General features: G+C 67.3%; 22 protein-coding genes. 11 read left to right on the top strand and 11 right to left on the bottom strand.

Features of this window, described 5'->3' with window-relative positions; translation table 11 throughout:
• Nucleotides 1-8: 8 nt before the first annotated feature.
• A complete protein-coding gene (locus tag QQ25_RS08095; protein ID WP_039315730.1) occupies nucleotides 9-1,700 on the bottom strand; it encodes an NAD(P)/FAD-dependent oxidoreductase in 1,692 nt (563 codons plus the stop codon).
• Between the two features lie 215 nt (nucleotides 1,701-1,915).
• On the opposite strand from QQ25_RS08095, the gene QQ25_RS08100 reads away from it, so the two are divergent.
• A complete protein-coding gene (locus tag QQ25_RS08100) occupies nucleotides 1,916-2,383 on the top strand; it encodes an SRPBCC family protein (RefSeq protein ID WP_039378612.1) in 468 nt (155 codons plus the stop codon).
• A gap of 4 nt (nucleotides 2,384-2,387) precedes the next feature.
• Here QQ25_RS08100 and QQ25_RS08105 read toward each other — a convergent pair whose 3' ends face one another.
• Both QQ25_RS08105 and QQ25_RS08110 read right to left on the bottom strand, forming a co-directional pair.
• Nucleotides 2,388-3,902, bottom strand: coding sequence for a flotillin family protein (locus tag QQ25_RS08105; protein WP_039378170.1), 1,515 nt, complete (start codon nucleotides 3,900-3,902; stop codon nucleotides 2,388-2,390).
• A 21-nt stretch (nucleotides 3,903-3,923) separates the two neighbouring features.
• Entirely contained in the window at nucleotides 3,924-4,418 is a 495-nt protein-coding gene (locus QQ25_RS08110) for an NfeD family membrane protein (RefSeq protein ID WP_198530770.1), read from the bottom strand.
• A gap of 328 nt (nucleotides 4,419-4,746) precedes the next feature.
• Here QQ25_RS08110 and infA point away from each other — a divergent pair, with 328 nt between their 5' ends.
• The 8 genes from infA (at nucleotide 4,747) to truA (ending at nucleotide 9,423) form a co-directional block, all read left to right on the top strand.
• On the top strand, nucleotides 4,747-4,968 hold the full coding sequence (gene infA / locus QQ25_RS08115; RefSeq protein ID WP_003418601.1) for a translation initiation factor IF-1: 222 nt from the start codon (nucleotides 4,747-4,749) through the stop codon (nucleotides 4,966-4,968).
• 86 nt (nucleotides 4,969-5,054) lie between these two features.
• Entirely contained in the window at nucleotides 5,055-5,168 is a 114-nt protein-coding gene (gene rpmJ, locus QQ25_RS30090; RefSeq protein ID WP_003879483.1) for a 50S ribosomal protein L36, read from the top strand.
• Between the two features lie 197 nt (nucleotides 5,169-5,365).
• The gene (rpsM, locus tag QQ25_RS08120) at nucleotides 5,366-5,740 is read left to right on the top strand and encodes a 30S ribosomal protein S13 (RefSeq protein ID WP_039317014.1); all 375 of its coding nucleotides are present in this window, start codon (nucleotides 5,366-5,368) and stop codon (nucleotides 5,738-5,740) included.
• 6 nt (nucleotides 5,741-5,746) lie between these two features.
• Nucleotides 5,747-6,160, top strand: a complete 414-nt coding sequence (gene rpsK / locus QQ25_RS08125) for a 30S ribosomal protein S11 (protein ID WP_004571524.1) — start codon at nucleotides 5,747-5,749, stop codon at nucleotides 6,158-6,160.
• A gap of 23 nt (nucleotides 6,161-6,183) precedes the next feature.
• Nucleotides 6,184-6,789: a 30S ribosomal protein S4 gene (rpsD, locus tag QQ25_RS08130; protein ID WP_039317019.1), complete on the top strand. Its 606-nt coding sequence runs from the start codon at nucleotides 6,184-6,186 to the stop codon at nucleotides 6,787-6,789.
• Between the two features lie 75 nt (nucleotides 6,790-6,864).
• Nucleotides 6,865-7,920, top strand: a complete 1,056-nt coding sequence (locus QQ25_RS08135) for a DNA-directed RNA polymerase subunit alpha (RefSeq protein ID WP_039317022.1) — start codon at nucleotides 6,865-6,867, stop codon at nucleotides 7,918-7,920.
• Between the two features lie 59 nt (nucleotides 7,921-7,979).
• Complete coding sequence (gene rplQ / locus QQ25_RS08140; RefSeq protein ID WP_039378172.1) at nucleotides 7,980-8,534, top strand: 50S ribosomal protein L17; 555 nt, start codon at nucleotides 7,980-7,982, stop codon at nucleotides 8,532-8,534.
• A 16-nt stretch (nucleotides 8,535-8,550) separates the two neighbouring features.
• Nucleotides 8,551-9,423: a tRNA pseudouridine(38-40) synthase TruA gene (gene truA, locus QQ25_RS08145; protein ID WP_039378615.1), complete on the top strand. Its 873-nt coding sequence runs from the start codon at nucleotides 8,551-8,553 to the stop codon at nucleotides 9,421-9,423.
• A gap of 72 nt (nucleotides 9,424-9,495) precedes the next feature.
• On the opposite strand, the gene QQ25_RS08150 is transcribed toward truA, so the two are convergent.
• From QQ25_RS08150 to QQ25_RS08175, 6 genes are all read right to left on the bottom strand, one after another.
• Nucleotides 9,496-10,398, bottom strand: a complete 903-nt coding sequence (locus QQ25_RS08150) for a type IV toxin-antitoxin system AbiEi family antitoxin domain-containing protein (RefSeq protein ID WP_234711871.1) — start codon at nucleotides 10,396-10,398, stop codon at nucleotides 9,496-9,498.
• 220 nt (nucleotides 10,399-10,618) lie between these two features.
• Nucleotides 10,619-11,266: a cutinase family protein gene (locus tag QQ25_RS08155; protein ID WP_039317027.1), complete on the bottom strand. Its 648-nt coding sequence runs from the start codon at nucleotides 11,264-11,266 to the stop codon at nucleotides 10,619-10,621.
• 91 nt (nucleotides 11,267-11,357) lie between these two features.
• Nucleotides 11,358-12,011 (bottom strand): cutinase family protein, encoded by a 654-nt coding sequence (locus tag QQ25_RS08160; RefSeq protein ID WP_201774219.1) that lies wholly within the window; start codon nucleotides 12,009-12,011, stop codon nucleotides 11,358-11,360.
• A 75-nt stretch (nucleotides 12,012-12,086) separates the two neighbouring features.
• Nucleotides 12,087-12,752, bottom strand: coding sequence for a cutinase family protein (locus QQ25_RS08165; RefSeq protein WP_039378174.1), 666 nt, complete (start codon nucleotides 12,750-12,752; stop codon nucleotides 12,087-12,089).
• Nucleotides 12,753-12,776: 24 nt separating this feature from the next.
• On the bottom strand, nucleotides 12,777-13,445 hold the full coding sequence (locus QQ25_RS08170; protein WP_082017454.1) for a cutinase family protein: 669 nt from the start codon (nucleotides 13,443-13,445) through the stop codon (nucleotides 12,777-12,779).
• A 25-nt stretch (nucleotides 13,446-13,470) separates the two neighbouring features.
• Nucleotides 13,471-14,508 carry an EamA family transporter gene (locus tag QQ25_RS08175; protein WP_039317035.1) on the bottom strand — a complete coding sequence of 346 codons (1,038 nt, stop codon included), beginning with the start codon at nucleotides 14,506-14,508 and terminating at the stop codon, nucleotides 13,471-13,473.
• Nucleotides 14,509-14,600: 92 nt separating this feature from the next.
• Between QQ25_RS08175 and QQ25_RS08180 the strand changes: the two genes are divergently transcribed.
• Together QQ25_RS08180 and eccB are read left to right on the top strand one after the other, a co-directional pair.
• A complete protein-coding gene (locus QQ25_RS08180; RefSeq protein ID WP_039378175.1) occupies nucleotides 14,601-15,152 on the top strand; it encodes a CGNR zinc finger domain-containing protein in 552 nt (183 codons plus the stop codon).
• A 65-nt stretch (nucleotides 15,153-15,217) separates the two neighbouring features.
• The gene (gene eccB / locus QQ25_RS08185) at nucleotides 15,218-16,621 is read left to right on the top strand and encodes a type VII secretion protein EccB (protein WP_039378178.1); all 1,404 of its coding nucleotides are present in this window, start codon (nucleotides 15,218-15,220) and stop codon (nucleotides 16,619-16,621) included.
• Here eccB and mycP read toward each other — a convergent pair.
• Nucleotides 16,574-17,881 carry a type VII secretion-associated serine protease mycosin gene (gene mycP, locus QQ25_RS08190; RefSeq protein ID WP_234711873.1) on the bottom strand — a complete coding sequence of 436 codons (1,308 nt, stop codon included), beginning with the start codon at nucleotides 17,879-17,881 and terminating at the stop codon, nucleotides 16,574-16,576. The genes eccB and mycP overlap by 48 nt on opposite strands.
• A gap of 14 nt (nucleotides 17,882-17,895) precedes the next feature.
• Nucleotides 17,896-19,242 carry a type VII secretion integral membrane protein EccD gene (eccD, locus tag QQ25_RS08195; protein ID WP_039378181.1) on the bottom strand — a complete coding sequence of 449 codons (1,347 nt, stop codon included), beginning with the start codon at nucleotides 19,240-19,242 and terminating at the stop codon, nucleotides 17,896-17,898.
• Between the last annotated feature and the right edge of the window lie 108 nt (nucleotides 19,243-19,350).

Raw genomic sequence — 19,350 nt, forward strand, 5'->3', positions numbered from 1 at the left:
CGCGGCCGTCACGCTTCTGCCAGGTAGCGGTGCACGAGCATCACGGCCATCGACCCTTCGCCGACGGCGGCAGCCACCCGCTTGGCGGATTCAGCGCGCACGTCTCCTGCAACAAAGACACCGGGCACACTTGTTTCCAAGTGATGCGGCGGGCGCTCCAGGGACCAGCCGCACACGTCGCGCAGGTCCGGTCCGGCCAGGATGAACCCGTGGTCGTCGCGGGCCACCACACCGTCCAACCACTCGGTGCGCGGCGTGGCGCCGATGAAGCAGCACAGGCGCGTCGCCCGCACCTCCTCATGCTCGCCGGACTGCCGGTTCAGCAGCTCCAACCCCACCAGGTGATCGTCCTCGCCCATGGCGCCGACCACCTCGGTACAGGTACGCACGAAGATGTTGGGCGTCTGCTCGATCTGCTGAATGAGGTAGTACGACATCGACGCTTCCAGGGAGGGGCCGCGCACCAGCAGTGTCACCGACTTGGCCTCGCGCGACATGAACATCGCGGCCTGCCCGGCCGAGTTCGCGCCGCCGACGATGTAGACGTCCTCACCGCGGCACTCGGAGGCGTCCGACACCGAGGCGCCGTAGTAGACGCCGCGGCCGACATAGTTGTTCGGGTTATCGGGATCGGCGAAACAACCCGGCACCGGGAGCTGGCGGTACTCGACACCGGTGGCCAGGATGACCGCGCGGGCACCGATGGTCTCGCCGTCGGCGAAGGTGATGGTGCGCGCCGCGCCCGCGATGTCCAGGGCGACGGCCTCACGGGTGGTGATCACCTCGGCGCCGAACCGCTCGGCCTGCCTGCGGGCCGAAGTGGCCAACTCGGCCCCCGACACCCCGGTCGGGAAGCCCAGATAGTTCTCGATCCGCGAGCTGCGGCCGGCCTGCCCGCCGGTGGTGGTGCCCTCGATCAGCACGGTCTTGAGACCTTCGGACGCCCCGTACACCGCGGCCGCCAGACCCGCCGGGCCGCCGCCGATCACTGCGAGGTCGTACATGGTCAACGACGGGGTGGTCGACAGGCCCAGCATGTCGGCGAGCTCGCCGTCACTGGGTTCGACCAGGGTCTCGCCGCCCTCGGTGATCACCACCGGCAGTTGCAGACCGTCCAGTCCGGCGGCTTCCAGCAGCTGACGGCCGACGGGCTCGTCGGTGGTGAACGCGCGGAACGTGTGCTGATTGCGGGCCAGGAACTGACGCACCTCCCAGGACCGCGAACTCCACTGGTGCCCGATCACCTTGGTGTGCGGGATGGCTCGATCGCCGACGGCGTGCCAGGCCTCCAACAGGCCGTCGACCACCGGGTACAGCTTCTCCTCGGGTGGATCCCACGGTTTCAGCAGATAGTGGTCGAGGTCGACGACGTTGATGGCGTCGATCGCCGCGGTGGTGTCGGCGTAGGCCGTCAACAGCACCCGCCGCGCCATCGGGTAGAGGTCCATCGCAGATTCGAGGAACTCGATGCCGCTCATCTGCGGCATCCGGTAGTCGGCGACGAACACCGCGACCGTGTCGCCGCGCAGCTTCAACTCATTGAGGGTTTCCAGGGCGTCCGGGCCGGATTCGGCGCGCACGATGCGGTAGCGCTCGCCGTAGTGGCGGCGTAGGTCGCGGGCGACGGCACGCGAGACCGCGGGATCGTCGTCCACCGTCAGGATTACGGGTTTACGGGGCTGGGAGGCGGGGCCAGTCATCGCTAACAAGTATGCGCCGCCAGTCCAGCGGTTATCGGGTCAGGTCGCTACCCTCTGCCACGTCTTCACCGGATCAACGGGGCGAATCTCCAGCCGTGGTCGTCGGGAGCGCGGCCGGCCTTCTGGCGTTGACCGATCCGCGGGGCGTGAACCAGACCAATCGCCGACGCTGTGACGGCGTGGCGCGCCCCGACCGGGCTCCTAGAATCCGGTTCGTGACTGTTCTCGAATTCTCCGATTCGGTTGTTGTTGCACTTGATCCGGATTCGACCTACGCGCTGCTCTCCGACGTGTCCCGAATGGGGGAGTGGAGTCCGGTCTGTAAGTCGTGCTGGTGGGACGACCCCGCCGCGGGTGCGATCGTCGGCGCCTGGTTCACCGGCCGCAACGTCACGCCGGAGCGCACCTGGGACACCCGCAGTCAGGTGGTCGTCGCCGATCCCGGTCGTCAGTTCACCTGGGAGGTCAACGACGGTTGGGTCCGGTGGGGCTTCCATCTCGAACCCGCTGAGGGCGGTACCAGGGTCACCCAGGCATGGACCTTCTTGCCGAAGGGCATTGCCGGCTTCCGCGACCGCTTCGGTGAGCGGGCCGATGAGGAAATCGCGACGCGCAGCGAGGCGGCACTGGCCGGGATCCCCGAAACCCTCGCGGCGATCAAACTCAGCGCCGAGGCCGTTTGACCGTTCAGTTGTCGGCGGGTTGCCCGTCTCGATTCAGCATGGCCGCCACATCGATGCCCGAGGCCTTGAGCGCCTCCAGGATGTTGGCCACGGCCAGCGGGCTGACGCCGAGCAGACCGCCGATGGCGTCCTGGGTGTCCCGCGACCCGCCGATGATCGAAAGCCGCTCGATCTCGGCCAGCGGTGAGGCGGCCGCCTCGGTCGCCTTGACCACCGAGGCCAGCACGTCGGGCAGCATCAGCAGGCGGGCAGCCTCAGCGGTATAGCCGTTGAGGGCGGCCGCGATCTCTTTCTTGCCGTTGGCCTCGGCCAGCAGTTTGGCCTCGATACCGGCGGCTTCGGCCTGCTGCTCGACGCGCAGCGCGTCGGCCAGTTCCTTCTTACCGGCGGCCTCGGCGACCAACTTGGCCTGGAGGCTGTCCGCCTCGGCCTGCTTCTCGACCCGCAGCGCGTCGGCGGCCGCCTTGCGGGCGTCGGCGTCGGCCTGTCCCTTGCGCCGCTCGGCTTCGGCCGCAGCCTCGGCGGCCAGGATCGTGGACTGACGCTGGCCTTCGGCGAGCGCGATGTCGGCCTGTCGTTTCGCCTCGGCGGGCGCGATCACATCGGCCTGCAGGGCGGCCTGGGCCTGCTCGGCGCGACGCTGCTCCACCTCGATGCGGGCCTGCACCCGGGCCGCCTCTGCCTGTTCGGTGGCGATGCCGACGTCCTTCTGGGCGCGGGCGTTGGCCAGCGGGCCGGCCTGATCGGCCTGGGCGTTCTCGGCTTCGGTCTGCGCACGCAGCCGCGCCAGCTCGACATCGCGCTTCTGGTTGGCGGTGGCGATCGCGGTGTCCGCCTCGGCCTGCGCGATCGACCCCTCCTGGCGGGCCTTGGCCGACTGGATCTGCGCGTCGCGCTCGGCCTCGGCGGTGCCGACCGTGGCGTCACGCTTGACCTCTGCGATGCGGCGCTGGCCGAGCGACTTCAGGTAGTCGTTGGCATCCGAGATGCCGGCGATCTTGAGGACGTCGACCTCCATGCCGATCCGCGCCAGGTCGCCGCCGGCCTCCTCGACCACACTGCGGGCCAGGGTGTCGCGGTTGGAGTTGAGATCCTCGACGGTCATGGTCGCGGTGATACCGCGCAGGCTGCCCGACAGGATCTCGTTGATCTGCCGCTGCAACTCGTTGAGGTCGGAGGTCAGGAAGCGTTGCACCGCGGTCTGTACGGCCTCATCGGCCGAGCCGATCCGGACCAGGCCGACCGCCTCGACGTTGACGGGCACACCGTTGTTGGACAGGGCGTTCTGCAGGTTGATGCTGACGTTGAACGGCTCCAGGCTCATGATGTCCACGCGTTCGATGCCGGGCATCCGGAATCGCGCCCCGCCGCGGACCACCTTGGGTGTGCCGCGGCCGGTGAACACGGCCACCTCGTTGGGTGGGACCTTGATGTAGTTCTTGACGTAGACCATCGGCAGCACCACCAGGATGAGGATCGCGGCGATGGCGGCGAGGATGACGATGAGCAGCAGGGACACGGTTGTGCCTTTCTCGGAGGATCAGGTCTCGGGAACAGCGACGACGTGGACGAAGTCGGGATCGATATCGGCGATGTAGACGCGGGTGGCCTTGGGCAGCGCGTCGGGTTCGTCGCTCTTGGCGCGCGAGAAGACCCGGTTGCCGTCGGCGTCGACGAAGGAGACCTCGCCCCAGCCGCCGGGCGGGACCTCGAGGGTGACCGTGCCGAGCAGGCCGACGTAGGAGGACCGGCCCCGGTGCGAGTTGGCCTGCTGGCGACGCATGTAGGGCAGCAGCAGCCCGTTGAGGGCGAACACCAGGACGATGGCGCATGCCGCCGCCAGCGCCGCGCTCCATACCGTGCCCAACCCCAGCCAGGTGCCGATCAGGCCTCCGGTCCCGGCCCCGAGCAGGCCGACCGAAAGTCCGGTCAGGCTCAGGAACGGCATCCCGTCCCCGTGCCCGACATCGGCGAGCAGCAGGGCGGCCAGCACGGCGATGGCGCCGACAACGAACGCGGCCAGGTACACAGCCATCACGTGCTCGTGGTCTCCGTTCCCGGGTGCGGATCAGTCCGTACCATTCTCACCTGTGCAGAGGCTGCGCCGCGCACCAATCTGCGGCGGGGATTTCGGGCAGCCCGAGCTGATCAGCCGTGATTTTGGTACAGGCCGTGGAGCGGGTATTGTGGACCAACGGTGCGGCTATCGTGCCGACTTTTTGCGTGCCCCGTCTTGGAACTGCTGAATTTCTGCAAATTCTCTCGATCCGGCTCACGTGCTGAAGTTGGTCGCCGGCAGCATCACGACGGGCTGCATTGCGACTGATGAAGCTACGAAACGAAAGCAAGGATCGCCGAAAAGTATGGCCAAGAAAGACGGTGCCATCGAGGTCGAGGGTCGCGTGGTCGAACCTCTGCCCAATGCGATGTTCCGCATTGAGCTGGAGAACGGACACAAGGTCCTGGCCCACATCAGCGGGAAGATGCGGCAGCACTACATCCGCATCCTGCCCGAGGACCGGGTAGTGGTGGAGCTCTCTCCCTACGACCTGTCCCGGGGTCGCATCGTGTACCGGTACAAGTGACCCGATAGAAGCCCGACCAGTAACGACGAGAACGGTGACGTGCCGGTGCGCACGCCACCTACAGAGCCAGAAGGATCGAAGAAGCCGTGAAGGTGAACCCGAGCGTCAAGCCCATCTGCGATAAGTGCAGGGTGATCCGCCGGCATGGGCGGGTCATGGTGATCTGCAGCGATCCCCGCCACAAGCAGCGGCAGGGCTGAGCATCCGTCCACGGACGGATCGCAACACAACTGAATGATGAACCCCCAGCACCACTGAGCGGATAGGCCGCTCATGCGCGATGAAGGCCAAGTGCCTTCGTCCACGTCCGGCACGGAGGCCGGACCCCGGAGAGTCCTTAGGGGCTGATGGGAACGGGCTGGGACCAGACCTCCGCAGAGAAAAAGGAAACCGCCACATGGCACGGCTCGTGGGCGTTGATCTTCCGCGCGACAAGCGCATGGAGATCGCGCTGACCTACATCTACGGCATCGGCCGTACCCGTTCGAACGAGATTCTCTCGGCGACGGGCATTGACAAGAACATGCGTACGAAGGACCTGACCGACGATCAGGTGACTGTTCTGCGCGATTACATCGAAGGCAACCTCAAGGTTGAGGGTGACCTGCGCCGCGAGGTGCAGGCCGACATTCGCCGCAAGATCGAGATCGGCTGCTACCAGGGCCTGCGGCACCGCCGTGGCCTGCCGGTGCGCGGCCAGCGGACCAAGACCAACGCGCGTACCCGTAAGGGCCCGAAGCGCACCATCGCCGGCAAGAAGAAGGCTAGGTAACCCCCGATGGCACCACCGAAGAAGGCCGCGGGCGCCAAGCGCGGTAAGACCACCCGCCGCAGGGAAAAGAAGAACGTCCCGCACGGCGCCGCACACATCAAGAGCACGTTCAACAACACGATCGTCTCGATCACCGACCCCCAGGGCAACGTCATCGCCTGGGCATCGTCGGGCCATGTCGGCTTCAAGGGTTCGCGTAAGTCGACCCCGTTCGCCGCGCAGCTGGCTGCCGAGAACGCCGCCCGCAAGGCACAGGAGCACGGCGTGAAGAAGGTCGACGTGTTCGTCAAGGGCCCGGGTTCGGGCCGCGAGACCGCCATCCGTTCGCTGCAGGCCGCAGGCCTGGAGGTGGGCGCGATTTCCGACGTCACCCCGCAGCCGCACAACGGTTGCCGTCCGCCCAAGCGGCGCCGGGTCTAGGTCGAGAAGGAGAAAACAGACTCATGGCTCGTTATACCGGCCCCGCCACCCGCAAGTCGCGCCGTCTCGGCGTCGACCTGATCGGCGGAGATCAGTCGTTCGAGAAGCGCCCCTACCCGCCCGGCCAGCACGGCCGCGCGCGGATCAAGGAGAGCGAGTACCGCACTCAGCTGCAGGAGAAGCAGAAGGCTCGCTTCACCTACGGCGTGCTGGAGAAGCAGTTCCGCAAGTACTACGAAGAGGCCAATCGCCAGTCGGGTAAGACCGGCGAGAACCTGCTCCAGATCCTGGAGAGCCGCCTGGACAACGTGGTGTACCGCGCCGGCCTGGCGCGCACCCGTCGGATGGCCCGCCAGCTGGTCAGCCACGGCCACTTCACCGTCAACGGTGTCAAGGTGAACATCCCGAGCTACCGGGTGTCGCAGTACGACATCATCGACATCAAGGAAAAGTCGCTCAACACCCTGCCGTTCGAGCTTTCTCGGCAGACCGCTGGTGAGCGTCCGATCCCGTCGTGGCTGCAGGTCGTCGGCGAACGCCAGCGCATCCTGGTGCACCAGCTGCCCGAGCGCGCGCAGATCCAGGTGCCGCTCACCGAACAGCTCATCGTCGAGTTCTACTCGAAGTAAATGACTTATCGGTCACCAGGCCGGTAGGTACCCAGACGGCATCAAATAGCGGGTGCCGAGAAGGAGAAGAACACAATGCTGATCTCTCAGCGACCCACACTGGCCGAGGAATCCCTCGCCGAAAACCGGTCCAAGTTCGTCATCGAGCCGCTGGAGCCCGGTTTCGGTTACACGCTGGGTAACTCGCTGCGGCGCACGCTGCTGTCGTCCATCCCGGGCGCGGCGGTCACGAGCATCCGCATCGACGGTGTGCTGCACGAGTTCACCACTGTCCCCGGGGTCAAGGAAGACGTCACCGACATCATCCTGAACCTCAAGGGCCTGGTCGTGTCCTCCGAGGAGGACGAGCCGGTCACCATGTACCTGCGCAAGCAGGGTCCCGGTGCGGTCACCGCCGGCGACATCGTTCCGCCTGCCGGTGTGACGGTGCACAACCCGGACATGCACATCGCCACCCTGAACGACAAGGGCAAGCTGGAGGTCGAGCTCGTCGTCGAGCGCGGTCGTGGCTACGTCCCCGCCGTGCAGAACAAGGCATCGGGTGCCGAGATCGGCCGTATCCCGGTCGATTCCATCTACTCGCCCGTGCTGAAGGTGACCTACAAGGTTGAGGCCACGCGTGTCGAGCAGCGCACCGACTTCGACAAGCTGATTCTCGACGTCGAGACCAAGAACTCGATCAGCCCGCGTGACGCCCTGGCGTCGGCCGGCAAGACCCTGGTCGAATTGTTCGGTCTGGCACGGGAACTCAACGTCGAGGCCGAGGGCATCGAGATCGGGCCGTCGCCGGCCGAGGCAGATCACATCGCCTCGTTCGCGCTGCCCATCGACGATCTGGATCTGACCGTCCGCTCGTACAACTGCCTCAAGCGCGAGGGTGTGCACACGGTGGGCGAGCTCGTCGCCCGCACGGAGTCCGATCTGCTGGACATCCGTAACTTCGGCCAGAAGTCCATCGACGAGGTGAAGATCAAGCTGCACCAGCTGGGTCTCTCGCTCAAGGACAGCCCGGCGACGTTCGACCCGTCCGAGGTTGCCGGCTACGACGCCGCGACCGGCACCTGGACTGCGGACGCCGGCAGCTACGACCTGGACGACACCCAGGACTACGCCGAAACCGAACAGCTCTAAACAATTCCGTCCCGGTCCTACCTGATACGGGGACCGGCCCCAATTAGGAGATAGTCGCAATGCCCAAACCCACAAAGGGTCCTCGCCTCGGCGGGTCGTCCTCGCACCAGAAGGCGCTCCTGGCCAACCTGGCCACGGCGCTGTTCGAGCATGGCCGCATCAAGACGACTGAGCCGAAGGCCCGGGCTTTGCGTCCGTACGCCGAGAAGCTGATCACCCACGCCAAGAAGGGTGAACTGCACAACCGGCGTGAGGTGATGAAGAAGATCCGCGACAAGGACGTCGTGCACGTCCTGTTCGCCGAGATCGGTCCTTTCTTCGCCGATCGCGAGGGCGGCTATACCCGCATCATCAAGGTCGAGAACCGCAAGGGTGACAACGCCCCCATGGCCGTGATCGAGCTGGTGCGGGAGAAGACCGTGACCTCCGAGGCGGACCGCGCTCGTCGCGCCGCCGCCGCGCAGGCCAAGGCCGCTGAGGCTCCCAAGGCTGAAGAGGCTCCCAAGGCTGACGAGGCTGAGGAGACCCCCGAGGTCGAAGCGACCGAGGCTCCTGAGGCCGAGGCGACCGAAGAGGTCGAGGCCAAGGATGAGGCTGACGAAGCCAAGTCCTGACCAGGCAGTGAACGACATGCCCGCCATCGATTCCGGTGGCGGGCATGTCGCATCTATCCGCCTGCGGCTCGACATTGCCTATGAAGGCACTGATTTCGCCGGCTGGGCAGTGCAGGCCGGTCAGCGCACCGTTGCCGGGGTGATCGACGAGGCGCTCTCGACGGTGTTCCGGACGCCGGTGGTGACCCGCACCGCGGGGCGGACCGACACCGGGGTGCACGCCACGGGTCAGGTCGCCCACGTCGACGTCCCAGCCGACGCACTTCCACACGCGTACCCACGGACCACCCGCTCTGGCGATGCCGAATTCACCCCGCTGGTACGGCGTTTGGCGCGGCTGCTGCCGACCGACGTCCGGATCCGCGACATCGTGCGGGCGCCGGCTGGCTTCGATGCCAGGTTCTCGGCACTGCGCCGGCACTACACCTACCGGCTCAGTCTCGCGCCCTACGGGGTCGAGCCGGCCGAAGCGCGGTTCGTCACACCGTGGACCAAACCGCTCGACCTCGACGCGATGGCTGCGGCGTCGCGGGAACTGTTGGGGCTCAACGATTTCGCGGCGTTCTGCCGTCACCGTCCCGGTGCCACGACCATCCGTGAGCTGCAGCGGCTGGAGTGGATACGGGACGGTTTCTACGTCACGGCGTATGTCACCGCGGATGCCTTCTGCTGGAACATGGTTCGCTCGTTGGTCGGCGCGATGCTGGCCGTGGGGGAGGGCAGACGGTCACCTGAGTGGACCGCCGGCCTGTTGAACGAGACCAACCGGTCCAGTGATTTCGCCGCTGCCCCTGCCCGCGGGCTCACCCTGGTGCAGGTCGACTACCCGGCTGATGACGAGCTCGAAGCCCGCAACTTGATCACCAGAGACGTGCGGACGGCTGACTGATCCAGACACTGTGACGAATGTGTATGTTGTTGTGCTGGATTCGCGGATCTGGCGCAAGAGACGCCACATTCGTCACAGGGTCGCGGATCCATCTAGTGTGCGTTGCGCGGTCAGCAGCTTTCGCCGCACTCGTTCGACGAAGCTGCCCGGGCCTGAGACCATCGATTCGGTAACCCAAACCACGGTCCAGCCATACGATTCGAGTTCGGCCGTGTGCGAGTGCACCCACGTTCGGTAGCCAACAGAATCCTTCTCCTCGTCGCACTCGACGGCCACTTTCAATCGAGGCCAGCCCATCGCCGCTCGAGTCCACACCTGGCCCCACTGGTCATGGAACGGGATCTGAGTTCGCAGTCCTGGTATGCCCATGTTCCACAGCTGCAGTCGGGTTCGGGTCTCTAGCGGTGATTCGGCACCCCCATCGGCCTGTGCGAGCGACACCCGAAGACGGTCAATACCCCGAATCCCCCGATTCGCCTCGGCCAATTTCCACACCTCATCGGGGTCGATTCCAGACTTGTTCAACAACGCATCCAAGATGGGAACTGCTTCGTCCCGGGGCAACAAGCGGCCCAGGTCAAGAATTGTCCGCGCAACTGTGGTGACGCGCATCCCATCGACCTGGCAAACATCATCTGGTGCAAGACAATACGAGCGCACGCGGAGGCGGTCCGGGGAGTGGCAGTTTGTTCGAACTATCTCGGCCGGGGCTTGGACGTCCAACCACTCGATGCCGTGCACCGCCGCTGCGGATACCCCGCACAACACGGCCTCGGGCCCCGCGAACAACCACGCTGCCTGGGCACGCAAGATCGGCGTGAGGGCGATATCGTTCGGCAGATAGACATTGCGGTAGATGGCGCGGTAATTCGTCCGCAGTTCATGGGCCGTGACCAGCCCCGCATGTGTGGCCACACTTCCCAGGAAGGGACTGGCCGGCATGCCGGGAAATGCGCCAAGCGATCGTGCGTTCACGGCCCCAGCATCAACGCGGCGACCGACAATCCGCGCATCTCACCCGGAAGTTATCCACAGGTGCTCTAGGGCTCGGCCAACGATAGTTCGTCCGAGACCCTGTGGCGAACCTGTAGGTTCCGGTGCCGATTTCGCCGTTCTGCCGCAACAGGCTGCAAGTTCGGCGCAGGGCGCAACATCGTCCATAGTGAAGTTGGCCGAGGGCGATTGCCCACAGCCCTCAGAGCCGGGCGGAGACGAACCTGGCCGCCTGGGCCACCATCCCAGACCGGATATAGCCGGGCGCCAGGTGATCCTGCCACCCGGCCCGCCAGTTGTACGGGCTGCTCGGATTGCAGATCGGATCATCGGAGTGGCACAAGTCGATGGTGCGGTTCTGATATGCGGGGTTCAGCAGCGTGATCGGTGCGGCCCAGTTGGCCCCGTTGCCGAACAGTGCGACAGCCGCGACGTGCCGGTCGGTGCCCTTGGGTAGCGGGCTGTTGAAGGTGAACGCCGAGATGGGCATCGCCAGAATCAGATCGGTTGCGACAGCGCCGAGCGAATAGCCGCCGAGTATGAGCCGGGTTCGGGGGCAGTTGCGCGTCATCCACTGCACGTGGCGGCTCATGTCATTGGCGGCCACGTCGGCCTGGGTGTCGGCCGGGTACTTCACCGAATAGAGGGCGACGTTCGGGCCGCGCAGGGCCCGCAGTGCGTTGACGAACGCAGCACCGACCTGCCCGGGACCTGGGGGCTCCATGCGGCCGCGGGCGAACACCACCTCCGCCGGCGGGCACGTGGCGGCCTTCGCGGCGCCGATCATGCTGGGCGCCACCGCCATTGGTACCACAACGGCACTGAGGGCAGTGATCAGTGCGGCCGACATCCGACGGCCAATCACGCATTAGATGGTATTGACGAGCCCGTAGAGAATGGGTGCCGGTCCGGCAACGATCCGGCGTCGAACTACTTCTGGATCAGACCCGCGTGGCGACGAAATCTGCGGCCTGGTTGACCATCCCGCCGTCGATGTAGGCGCCCGCCAGGTGATCGGGCCAGTTGTTCTTCCAGGTATCGGGGTCGGCCGGATTGCAGATCGGATCGGCGCCGTGGCACAACTCGATGGTCCGGTCGGCATAGACCGGGCTGAAGCGGGTGATGGGACCGACCCATGCGGCGCCGTTGCCGAACAGGGCGACCGCGGCGATGTGGCCGTCGGCGCCTGCGGCGAGTGGGGTCTTGAAACCGAAGCCGGTGAACGGAACGGCCAGCACCACATCGGCGACCGCCGCACCCAGCGAGTACCCGCCGACCACCAACCGGGTGTCCGGGCAGTTGTTCATCATGTACTGGATGTGCTGGCTCATGTCGTTGGCGCCGATGTCGACTTCGTTGTCAGCCGGGTACCGGACGGCGTAGACGCCGATGTTCTTGTCGGTCTTGGCGCGCAGCGCGTTGACGAACGCGTTTCCGAGGGTGCCGACGCCTGCGGGTTCGGTTCGACCCCGGGCGAACACCACCTCGACTGATGGGCACGGGGCGGCGTTGGCGACCGCCACAGTTCCGGGCAGGAGGGCAGACGTGACCGGTAGGACGGCAGCAGCCGCCGCGAAGATGGCAGCCACACCGATCCAACGCCGAAGCAGTCCGGTTACGTGGCTTTGGATGGGAAGTTCGACCACCTAAGCGATCGTAGCGGACGCGGGCTACAACAGACCGGCAACGAAGTTCGCGGCATCGTTGGCCGGCCCTTCGTACGCCCGGTGTGCCGGGACACTGTCGCCGTCGCCGCAGACCGGATCGCCGGGGTTGCACAGGTCGATGGCACGGCCTCCGTACACCGGGCTGGAGGTCAGCGGCAGGCCGAGCTTGGCCGACGGGTTGCCGAAGACGGCGACCGCGGCGACGTGCTCGGGGACGTTCGGCGGCAGCGGCGCGGTGAATCCGATGGCCGGGAACGGGACGGCGGCAATCACGTCGATCACCGCGGCGCCCTGGGAGTAACCGCCCAGCACCAGTCGGGTATCGGGGCAGTTGTCCACCATCCACTGGATGTGGCCGGAGGCGTCGTTGGCGCCACCCGCAGCCGCGAGGAAGTCGTAGCTGGCGGGATAGTTCACGGCATAGGCGCTGACGGAACGACCGCCGACCTTGTTGCGCAGCGAATTGACGAACGCATTGCCGATCCGGCCGAGGCCAGGCGTGTCGTTGGTGCCACGCGCGAAGACCACCTCGATGTCGGAGCAGGCGGCCGAGGCCACCGGCAGTACCGACGAGGACGTCGGTAACACGACGGGTGCGGTGACGGCGAAGGCAGCGGTCAGCGCCGCCGCCGCGAACACGGTGCAGCGACGAACAAGATCAATGGCCACACCGAATCCTAACGTCTTTTGCTGTCAGACGATTCCCGCGACGAAGTTGGCGGCCTGATCCGCCATGCCGGAGGTCACATAATCGCTGTGCGCGAACGGGTTCCGGCCGCGCGAGCAGATCGGGTCCCCGTCCTTGCAGAGGTCGATCGCCTTGCCTCCGAACACCGACGAGGTGATCGGAAGGCCGAACTTGGCCGACGGGTTGCCGAACACGGCCACGGCGGCGATCTGGGGCACGAGATCGCCTGCGAGCGGGGGCGCCGATCCGATTTCGCCGACCCTGTTGCCCAGCGGCGGGATGCCGGCCAGCATGTCCACCACCGCGGCGCCCTGCGAGTAGCCGCCGAGCACAACCCGGGTGGACGGGCAGGTGGATGCGAGTGTGGCGATGCGGTTGGCGGCGTCGGTGGCGCCGTCGGCTGCGGCCAGGAAGTCGTAGCTGGCCGGGTAGTTCACCGCATAGGTGCTGACGGTGCGGCCGCCGAGCCGTGAGCTCAGCCCGTCGGCGAAGGCCTGTCCGGGGCGGCCGAGGCCCGGTGCGTCATTGGTGCCGCGGGCGAAGATGACCTCGATGTCGGAGCACGGTTCGGCCGCGGCGGGCGCGGCCAGCGCCAGCGGGAAAGCCGCACTGACCAGGGTTGAGACGATCGCGGCCACCCGGGCCGACTTCCGGAGGAGACTCACGGGGGACATAGTCACACAAAATGGTTAGCCGCGGCTAATCGTTTGCCCGTTCGGATGTCTCCTGCAGGGCCATATCGGGCCAGGTCGCGAGCTCGACTTGGCTGACGGCCTCCGGATCGGGCTGCTCGCTACGGTCGCCCTGGCGGGCGACGGCCAAACCGGCCAGCACCACTGCGCCGCCGACGGCCTGGCTCACCGACATGGCCTCGCCGAGCATGATCCACGCGATCAGGACCGCGAACAGCACTTCTGACAGGCCGACCAGAGAGGCGAAGCGCGGTTTGAGTCTGGCGATGCCGACGATGCCCAAGGTGTAGGCCAGCGCGGTGGGAATGAGGCCCAGTGCGATCACCGGCACCAGCCACGCGGTGGTGTGCCCGGCGATGCTGACGGAGTTGGTGGTGAACGTCAGCGGCATGACGCCGGTGACGCCGAGGAGCGTCACGGCCGCGGTTCCGACGATCAAGCCGCCGGCGGCCAGGCTGATGGGGCTGAGCCCGTCGCCATCGGTGCTGGCCTTGTTGGACATCATGAAGTAGCAGGCGGCGCACACGGCGGCGGCCAGTCCCCAGCTGACGCCGGTCAGGTTGATGTGGGCGCCGCTGAACACGTCGAGCACCAGGACGATGCCGGCGACGGCAACGGCCACGCCGCCGAATGTCATGGCGCTGGGGCGGTTCCGGGTGGTGGCCCACACCCAGCCGACGACGAGGATCGGCGCGGTGTACTCCAGGAGCAGAGCCACGCCGACGGAAAGGTGCGCGACCGCGTTGTAGTAGCAGAGTTGCGCGCCTGCGATCGGGAACACCCCGTAGGCGACGACGGTCCGGGCGTGGGCGCGCACCTCACGGATCCAGCCGGGGCGGACGACGGAGGCGAAGGCGGCCATCATGAGCGCGCCACCGGCGAGCCGGGCCGTGACGGCCGCGGTGGGACTCCAGCCGGCTTCCATCAGGGCTTTGGCGAAGGGGCCCGACGAGCCGAACGCGAGCGCGGAGCTGACGGCGAACAGCAGGCCGATCCGGAAGTGGTTGTCGGCGGTCGTGCGGTCGAGCTGGGCTTCGGCAGTCATCGGGTACACCTCCCTGGGGCGTGTCATGAGTAAAGTCGACTATGGTAATGACGGTAGGGCAGACGCTACGGCGACAGGGGGTCATGAGTCAAATGCTTTTTACCTATGACACGGAGCTCACGCTCCGCGCCGCCATGGTGTTGGTGAACACCGATCGGGTAGAGGGCGAACAACTGGCCGATCAGGTGGACCTGAACGCTTATCTGGATGATTTCGGCTGGACGGGACGACGCGACCGGGACGACGCCGAACTGGAGGCCGTGCGCAGGCTCCGCGGACGTCTCGGGGAGATCTGGGCGGTGGCCGAGGACGAGGAGGAAACGGTCCGCCAGGTCAACGCCCTGCTGAGCGACACCAAGGCGGCGCCGTGGCTGACGCGGCACAAAGAGATGCCGGAATGGCACCTGCATCTGGCCTCGGTCGATGATCCGCTGGCGCAGCGAATGGGCGCCGAGATGGCGATGGCGCTGGCTGACTTGATCCGCGGTGGCGAACTGCGCCGTCTCAAGATCTGTGCGGCACCGGATTGTCAGGCGGTGCTGACCGACCTGTCCCGGAACCGCTCCCGGATCTTCTGCGATACCGGCAATTGCGGTAACCGCCAGCACGTCGCGGCCTACCGGCAGCGTCGGCGCGCCGACTGACCCCTGCGGAGAATCGGCGTCATCGCGTCCCCTCGTGCCGGGTTAGGGTTGCCCACGGGGGAGATATGGCACGGCGACCGGCCACTCGGTTACAGCTCAGCGGGCATCGATTTCTGTTGCGGCGTATGGCACACGCACTGGTTCGCGGTGACGCCCGCATGCTCGACGATCCATTGCGCGCCCAAGTGACGGCCTATGGGGCGGGCTGTGTGCTGGCGGCCGTTGTGATCGCGGTGTGCGGGGTGCTCATGCTCGTGCGGCCCGGCTCGACGGCCGGCGATGCGCGCATCCTGATGGCGCGCGACACCGGCGCCTTGTATGTACGCATCGACGACGCCGTGCACCCGGTGGCCAACCTCGCCTCGGCCCGGCTCATCGTCGGGAGCCCGGCCAACCCGGTGACGGTCAATGATGCTGCGATCGCGAAGTTTCGGCGCGGGCCGCTGGTCGGTATACCGGGTGCCCCCGCCCACATCGGGAAGGCGCTGAGCCTCGACGAGTCCGGCTGGGCCGCTTGCGATGTTGCCGAGCCCGCCGAGACGGTGCTGCTGGCGGGTGGGGCTGACCGCGAGTTGTCGCCCCTGCGCGGCGGTCAGGCGCTGTTGGTGTCCGCGCGCGCATTGGGAGCACCGACGTATCTGCTCGCCGACGGGTGGCGGGCCCGGGTCGATCTCCGTGACATCGCCGTCGTGCGGGCGCTACATCTGGAAGGCATTACAGCCCAACAGGTTTCCCAGGCGCTGCTCGACTCGGTGCCCGAGGCTCCTGCTCTGCAGGCGCCCTTGATCGCGGGCGTGGGGACACCCGGACCGCCGGGCCTGGAAAGGTTGGCCGTGGGCACCGTGATACGAGTGGCGCGCGCCGGCCCTGCCGAGTTCTATGTCGTGCTTGCCGACGGGCTACAACGCATCGGTCAGGTGGCGGCCGACGTCATCCGTTTCAGCGTGCCGCAGGCACACGACGCGCCTCCCGTTGTTCCCGCTGACGTGGTGGCCGACGTACCGGTCGCGGGCAGCCTGGCCGTGGCCCGGTTCCCGGAACGGGTGCTGCCGCGTGGACGTGCGGTGGTGTGCGCGCGCTGGGACCCGAAACAGCCTGGGCCCGACACGAATACCACTGTCGCCCTCGCCGATTCCGTGCCGGGCGGCAGTGTGCAACTGGCTCAGGCCGACGGCGAAGGACCGAACATCGATCGCGTACAGGTCCCGGTCAGCCGGAGCGTGTTGCTGCAGGCCTGCGGTGTCGTCCGCGGAGCGGCCGTCGGTGGGCCGCTGTATATGTTGAACGATCTCGGTGTGCTGTTCGGAGTCCGGGACGGCGCGACTGCCGAACATCTCGGTCTGGGGACCAGCGCCGTGCCCGCGCCGTGGCCCATGCTGGCCATGCTGCCGCGTGGCCCCGAACTCAATGGCGATGCGGCCTCAGTCGCGCGCGACGTGGTCCCCGGCGTCCGCGCCGCGCCGGCGTAACCGGTTGGCCGCCAGCGTCACAGCGGTCACGATGGTCAGCGCGACGCACACGGCTGCGCCGCCGAAAGCGATGCGCCGGGGCAGCGGATCGGCCGAGTTGGCGACACTCGGGCCCGCCGATACCTGGGCGGTCGAGGGGGACCTGGGCGACGGAGTGCTGCCGCTGACGGCGGCCAGGGCGTCGACCACGCCGTGGCCGACGTCCGGATTCCAGCCGTCGGCCGGGGTATGGGCGGTGTTCTCGATGCGGCGCATCACCTCGCGCGCGCTCAGCTGCGGGAATCGGGAACGCACCAGCGCGGCGACTCCGGCCACCACCGGCGCGGCGTAGCTGGTACCCGAGATCGGAGCGTCCCGTCCGATCGTGTCGATCAACTGTCCGCCGTCGGGATGTAGGGATACGAGGTGCTCGCCGGGAGCGGCCACATCCACCCAGGGGCCGGCCAGGCTGAAATCCGACGCGGCGCCGTCAGACCCGACCGATCCGACACACAACACGAGGTCGTCGTACCAGCCTGGGCTCGACACCGAGCGCACCCCGTTCCAGTCGGGTTCGCCTGGCGGTCCGACGGGACGGTCTTGCTGAGTACAGCCCGCGCCCACATTGCCGGCCGCGACGACCACCACGACGTTGCGCACGTCGACGGCGTAGCTCAGTGCCGCGCCCAGGGTGCGGTCATCGGGGGCGGCGTCGGCAGGCACGCAGGCCACCGACGAGATGTTGATCACGGTCGCGCCGAGGTCGGCCGCGGTGCGCACCGCCATGGCGAGGGTGTCGACGTTTCCGACACCGCTCACACCGCCGGCCGCGGCGAACTTGTTGCTCGACTGCCGGATGGCCAGGACAGCCGCATCGGGAGCAACCCCGCTGAAACCGCCACTCGGTGCGGCAGCGGCAATTCCGGCGACGATGGTGCCGTGGCCATCGCAATCGGCGGTGCCGTCACCGTGGGACACATAGTCGCCGCCGCCGATGAGGCGCGGCAGCAAGCGGTGCCGGGCGACCCCGGTGTCGATCACCGCGATCTTCTGACCATCACCGCGGGTGAGCGGCCACACCGTATCCAGATTCAGTGCGTTGTGCGCCGTACCCGTTGCACCGGTTGGGGATTGGTAGCAGGGCTGACGCTGTTCCGTGGGTTCGACGGGCGCAGGCGGAGCGGGACGAGGCAGTAAGCCGGCATCTACCGCGGGCGGCACGACGGCGGCCGCGGGAGCGCTCGCGGGCAGCGCCAGGCCGATGATCAGTGTCGCGGCCACCAGGCTCGACCTGTTCACCGCAGTGCCAGGTCCCCGACGAGGTCGAAGGCGCCGGCCAGCCAGCATGCCAGCGGCACCACCGCGGCCAGCGTGCCGTACTCGACGACGTCGGCGATCCTCGCCGCCACGGGACTCTGCACACTGACCGGCCAGATCACCACGACGCCGGCGGCCACGGGGAGGATGCCGGTCCAACTGCCATACGTGGGACACCAGGCGACCACGAGAACGAAAGTCGCAGAGAGTGAAAGAAATCCGCAGACCCCTGACACGGTGCGGCAGTGCCCGGATGCGTAGGTGCGTGAGCGCTGCAGGAGTGCCACTCCCACAGCAGCGGCGAATGCGACCTCGATGACCGTGACCCGTTGCAGACCGGAGAGGGCGAGCACCACGGTTCCCAGTGCGGCCGCGGCAGTGCATCCGGCGACCAGACTCACCAGGTTCTGATGCCCCCGGCGCGCACGTGCGTCGTCGTCGAATGTGTCATCGCTCAGTGTGTCTTCCGCGGCGTCGGGATATCCGGGCACCGGTGGTGTCAGGCCGGCCAGCGCGATGGACAGCCGCGGGCTCAGTGGCAGCACGCCCACCCCGAGTGCGCTCACCACCGCGCCCAAAGCCGGTGTGGGCAAGGGCCACAGCGCTGCGAGACCCGTCGCCACGGCCAGCACCCCGGTGAGCGTCACGACCGCGAGCAGAATCTGCCTGCCGCACGCCGATGCCCGGATCAGCGCAATGCCCAACGAACCCGCTGCCGTCGTGGCCAGGAACACGTTCGCGGGCGCCGGACCGGCCGGAACCACGAGGAATCCGAGGATCCCCACGACAGCCACGGCAACGACGTTGAGCGTGGCCGTCGCGGTCGAACTCAGTCCAAGGCGCGGTGCGGACACCGCGATGGCGGTGACGCTGACGGCCACCGCTGCCGCAGCGGCGATGCGATCGAATCCGACGCTGCCGAGCCCGGCCCACGCCAGGGCTCCCAGCCCGAGCGCGCAGGCCCATAAGCAGGCGGCGACCCGCAGTCCGGTGGGCAGGCCGTCGTCGGCCGAGTCGACGGTCAGCGCACTCATCGGCGCCCGATCGGGCACCGGACGGTCAGCTGGTCCGGTCAGGATCAGAAGGTCGCCGTCGTGAATATCGTTCTGCATCAAGGTCGCTGACTCATCGAGGCTGCGACCGCAGAGGAAGGCCAGCTGCCACCGGCGCGGTGTGCCGTCCCCGGCGCCGAGCGCATCGACGATCCACGGCAGCAGTTCGCCCACGGTCATGGCAGCGGGCAGTGACACGTCGACGGCGGCGTCGGCTGTGGCCTCCAGCGGTGTTCCGCAGTGAATCGATACATGGCGCAAGGAATCCGGCATCGCATCACCCCCGGTAGACGCCGATACACGTCACGCTAACCGACCCGGCATGCACCCTTGTGCACCAAAATTCCGGCGCGAACTCGGGAACCAGATGGCCTCGGCGGG

Origin of the sequence: Mycolicibacterium setense (genome assembly GCF_000805385.1) — a bacterium.
In the GTDB taxonomy this organism is placed as follows: domain Bacteria; phylum Actinomycetota; class Actinomycetes; order Mycobacteriales; family Mycobacteriaceae; genus Mycobacterium; species Mycobacterium setense.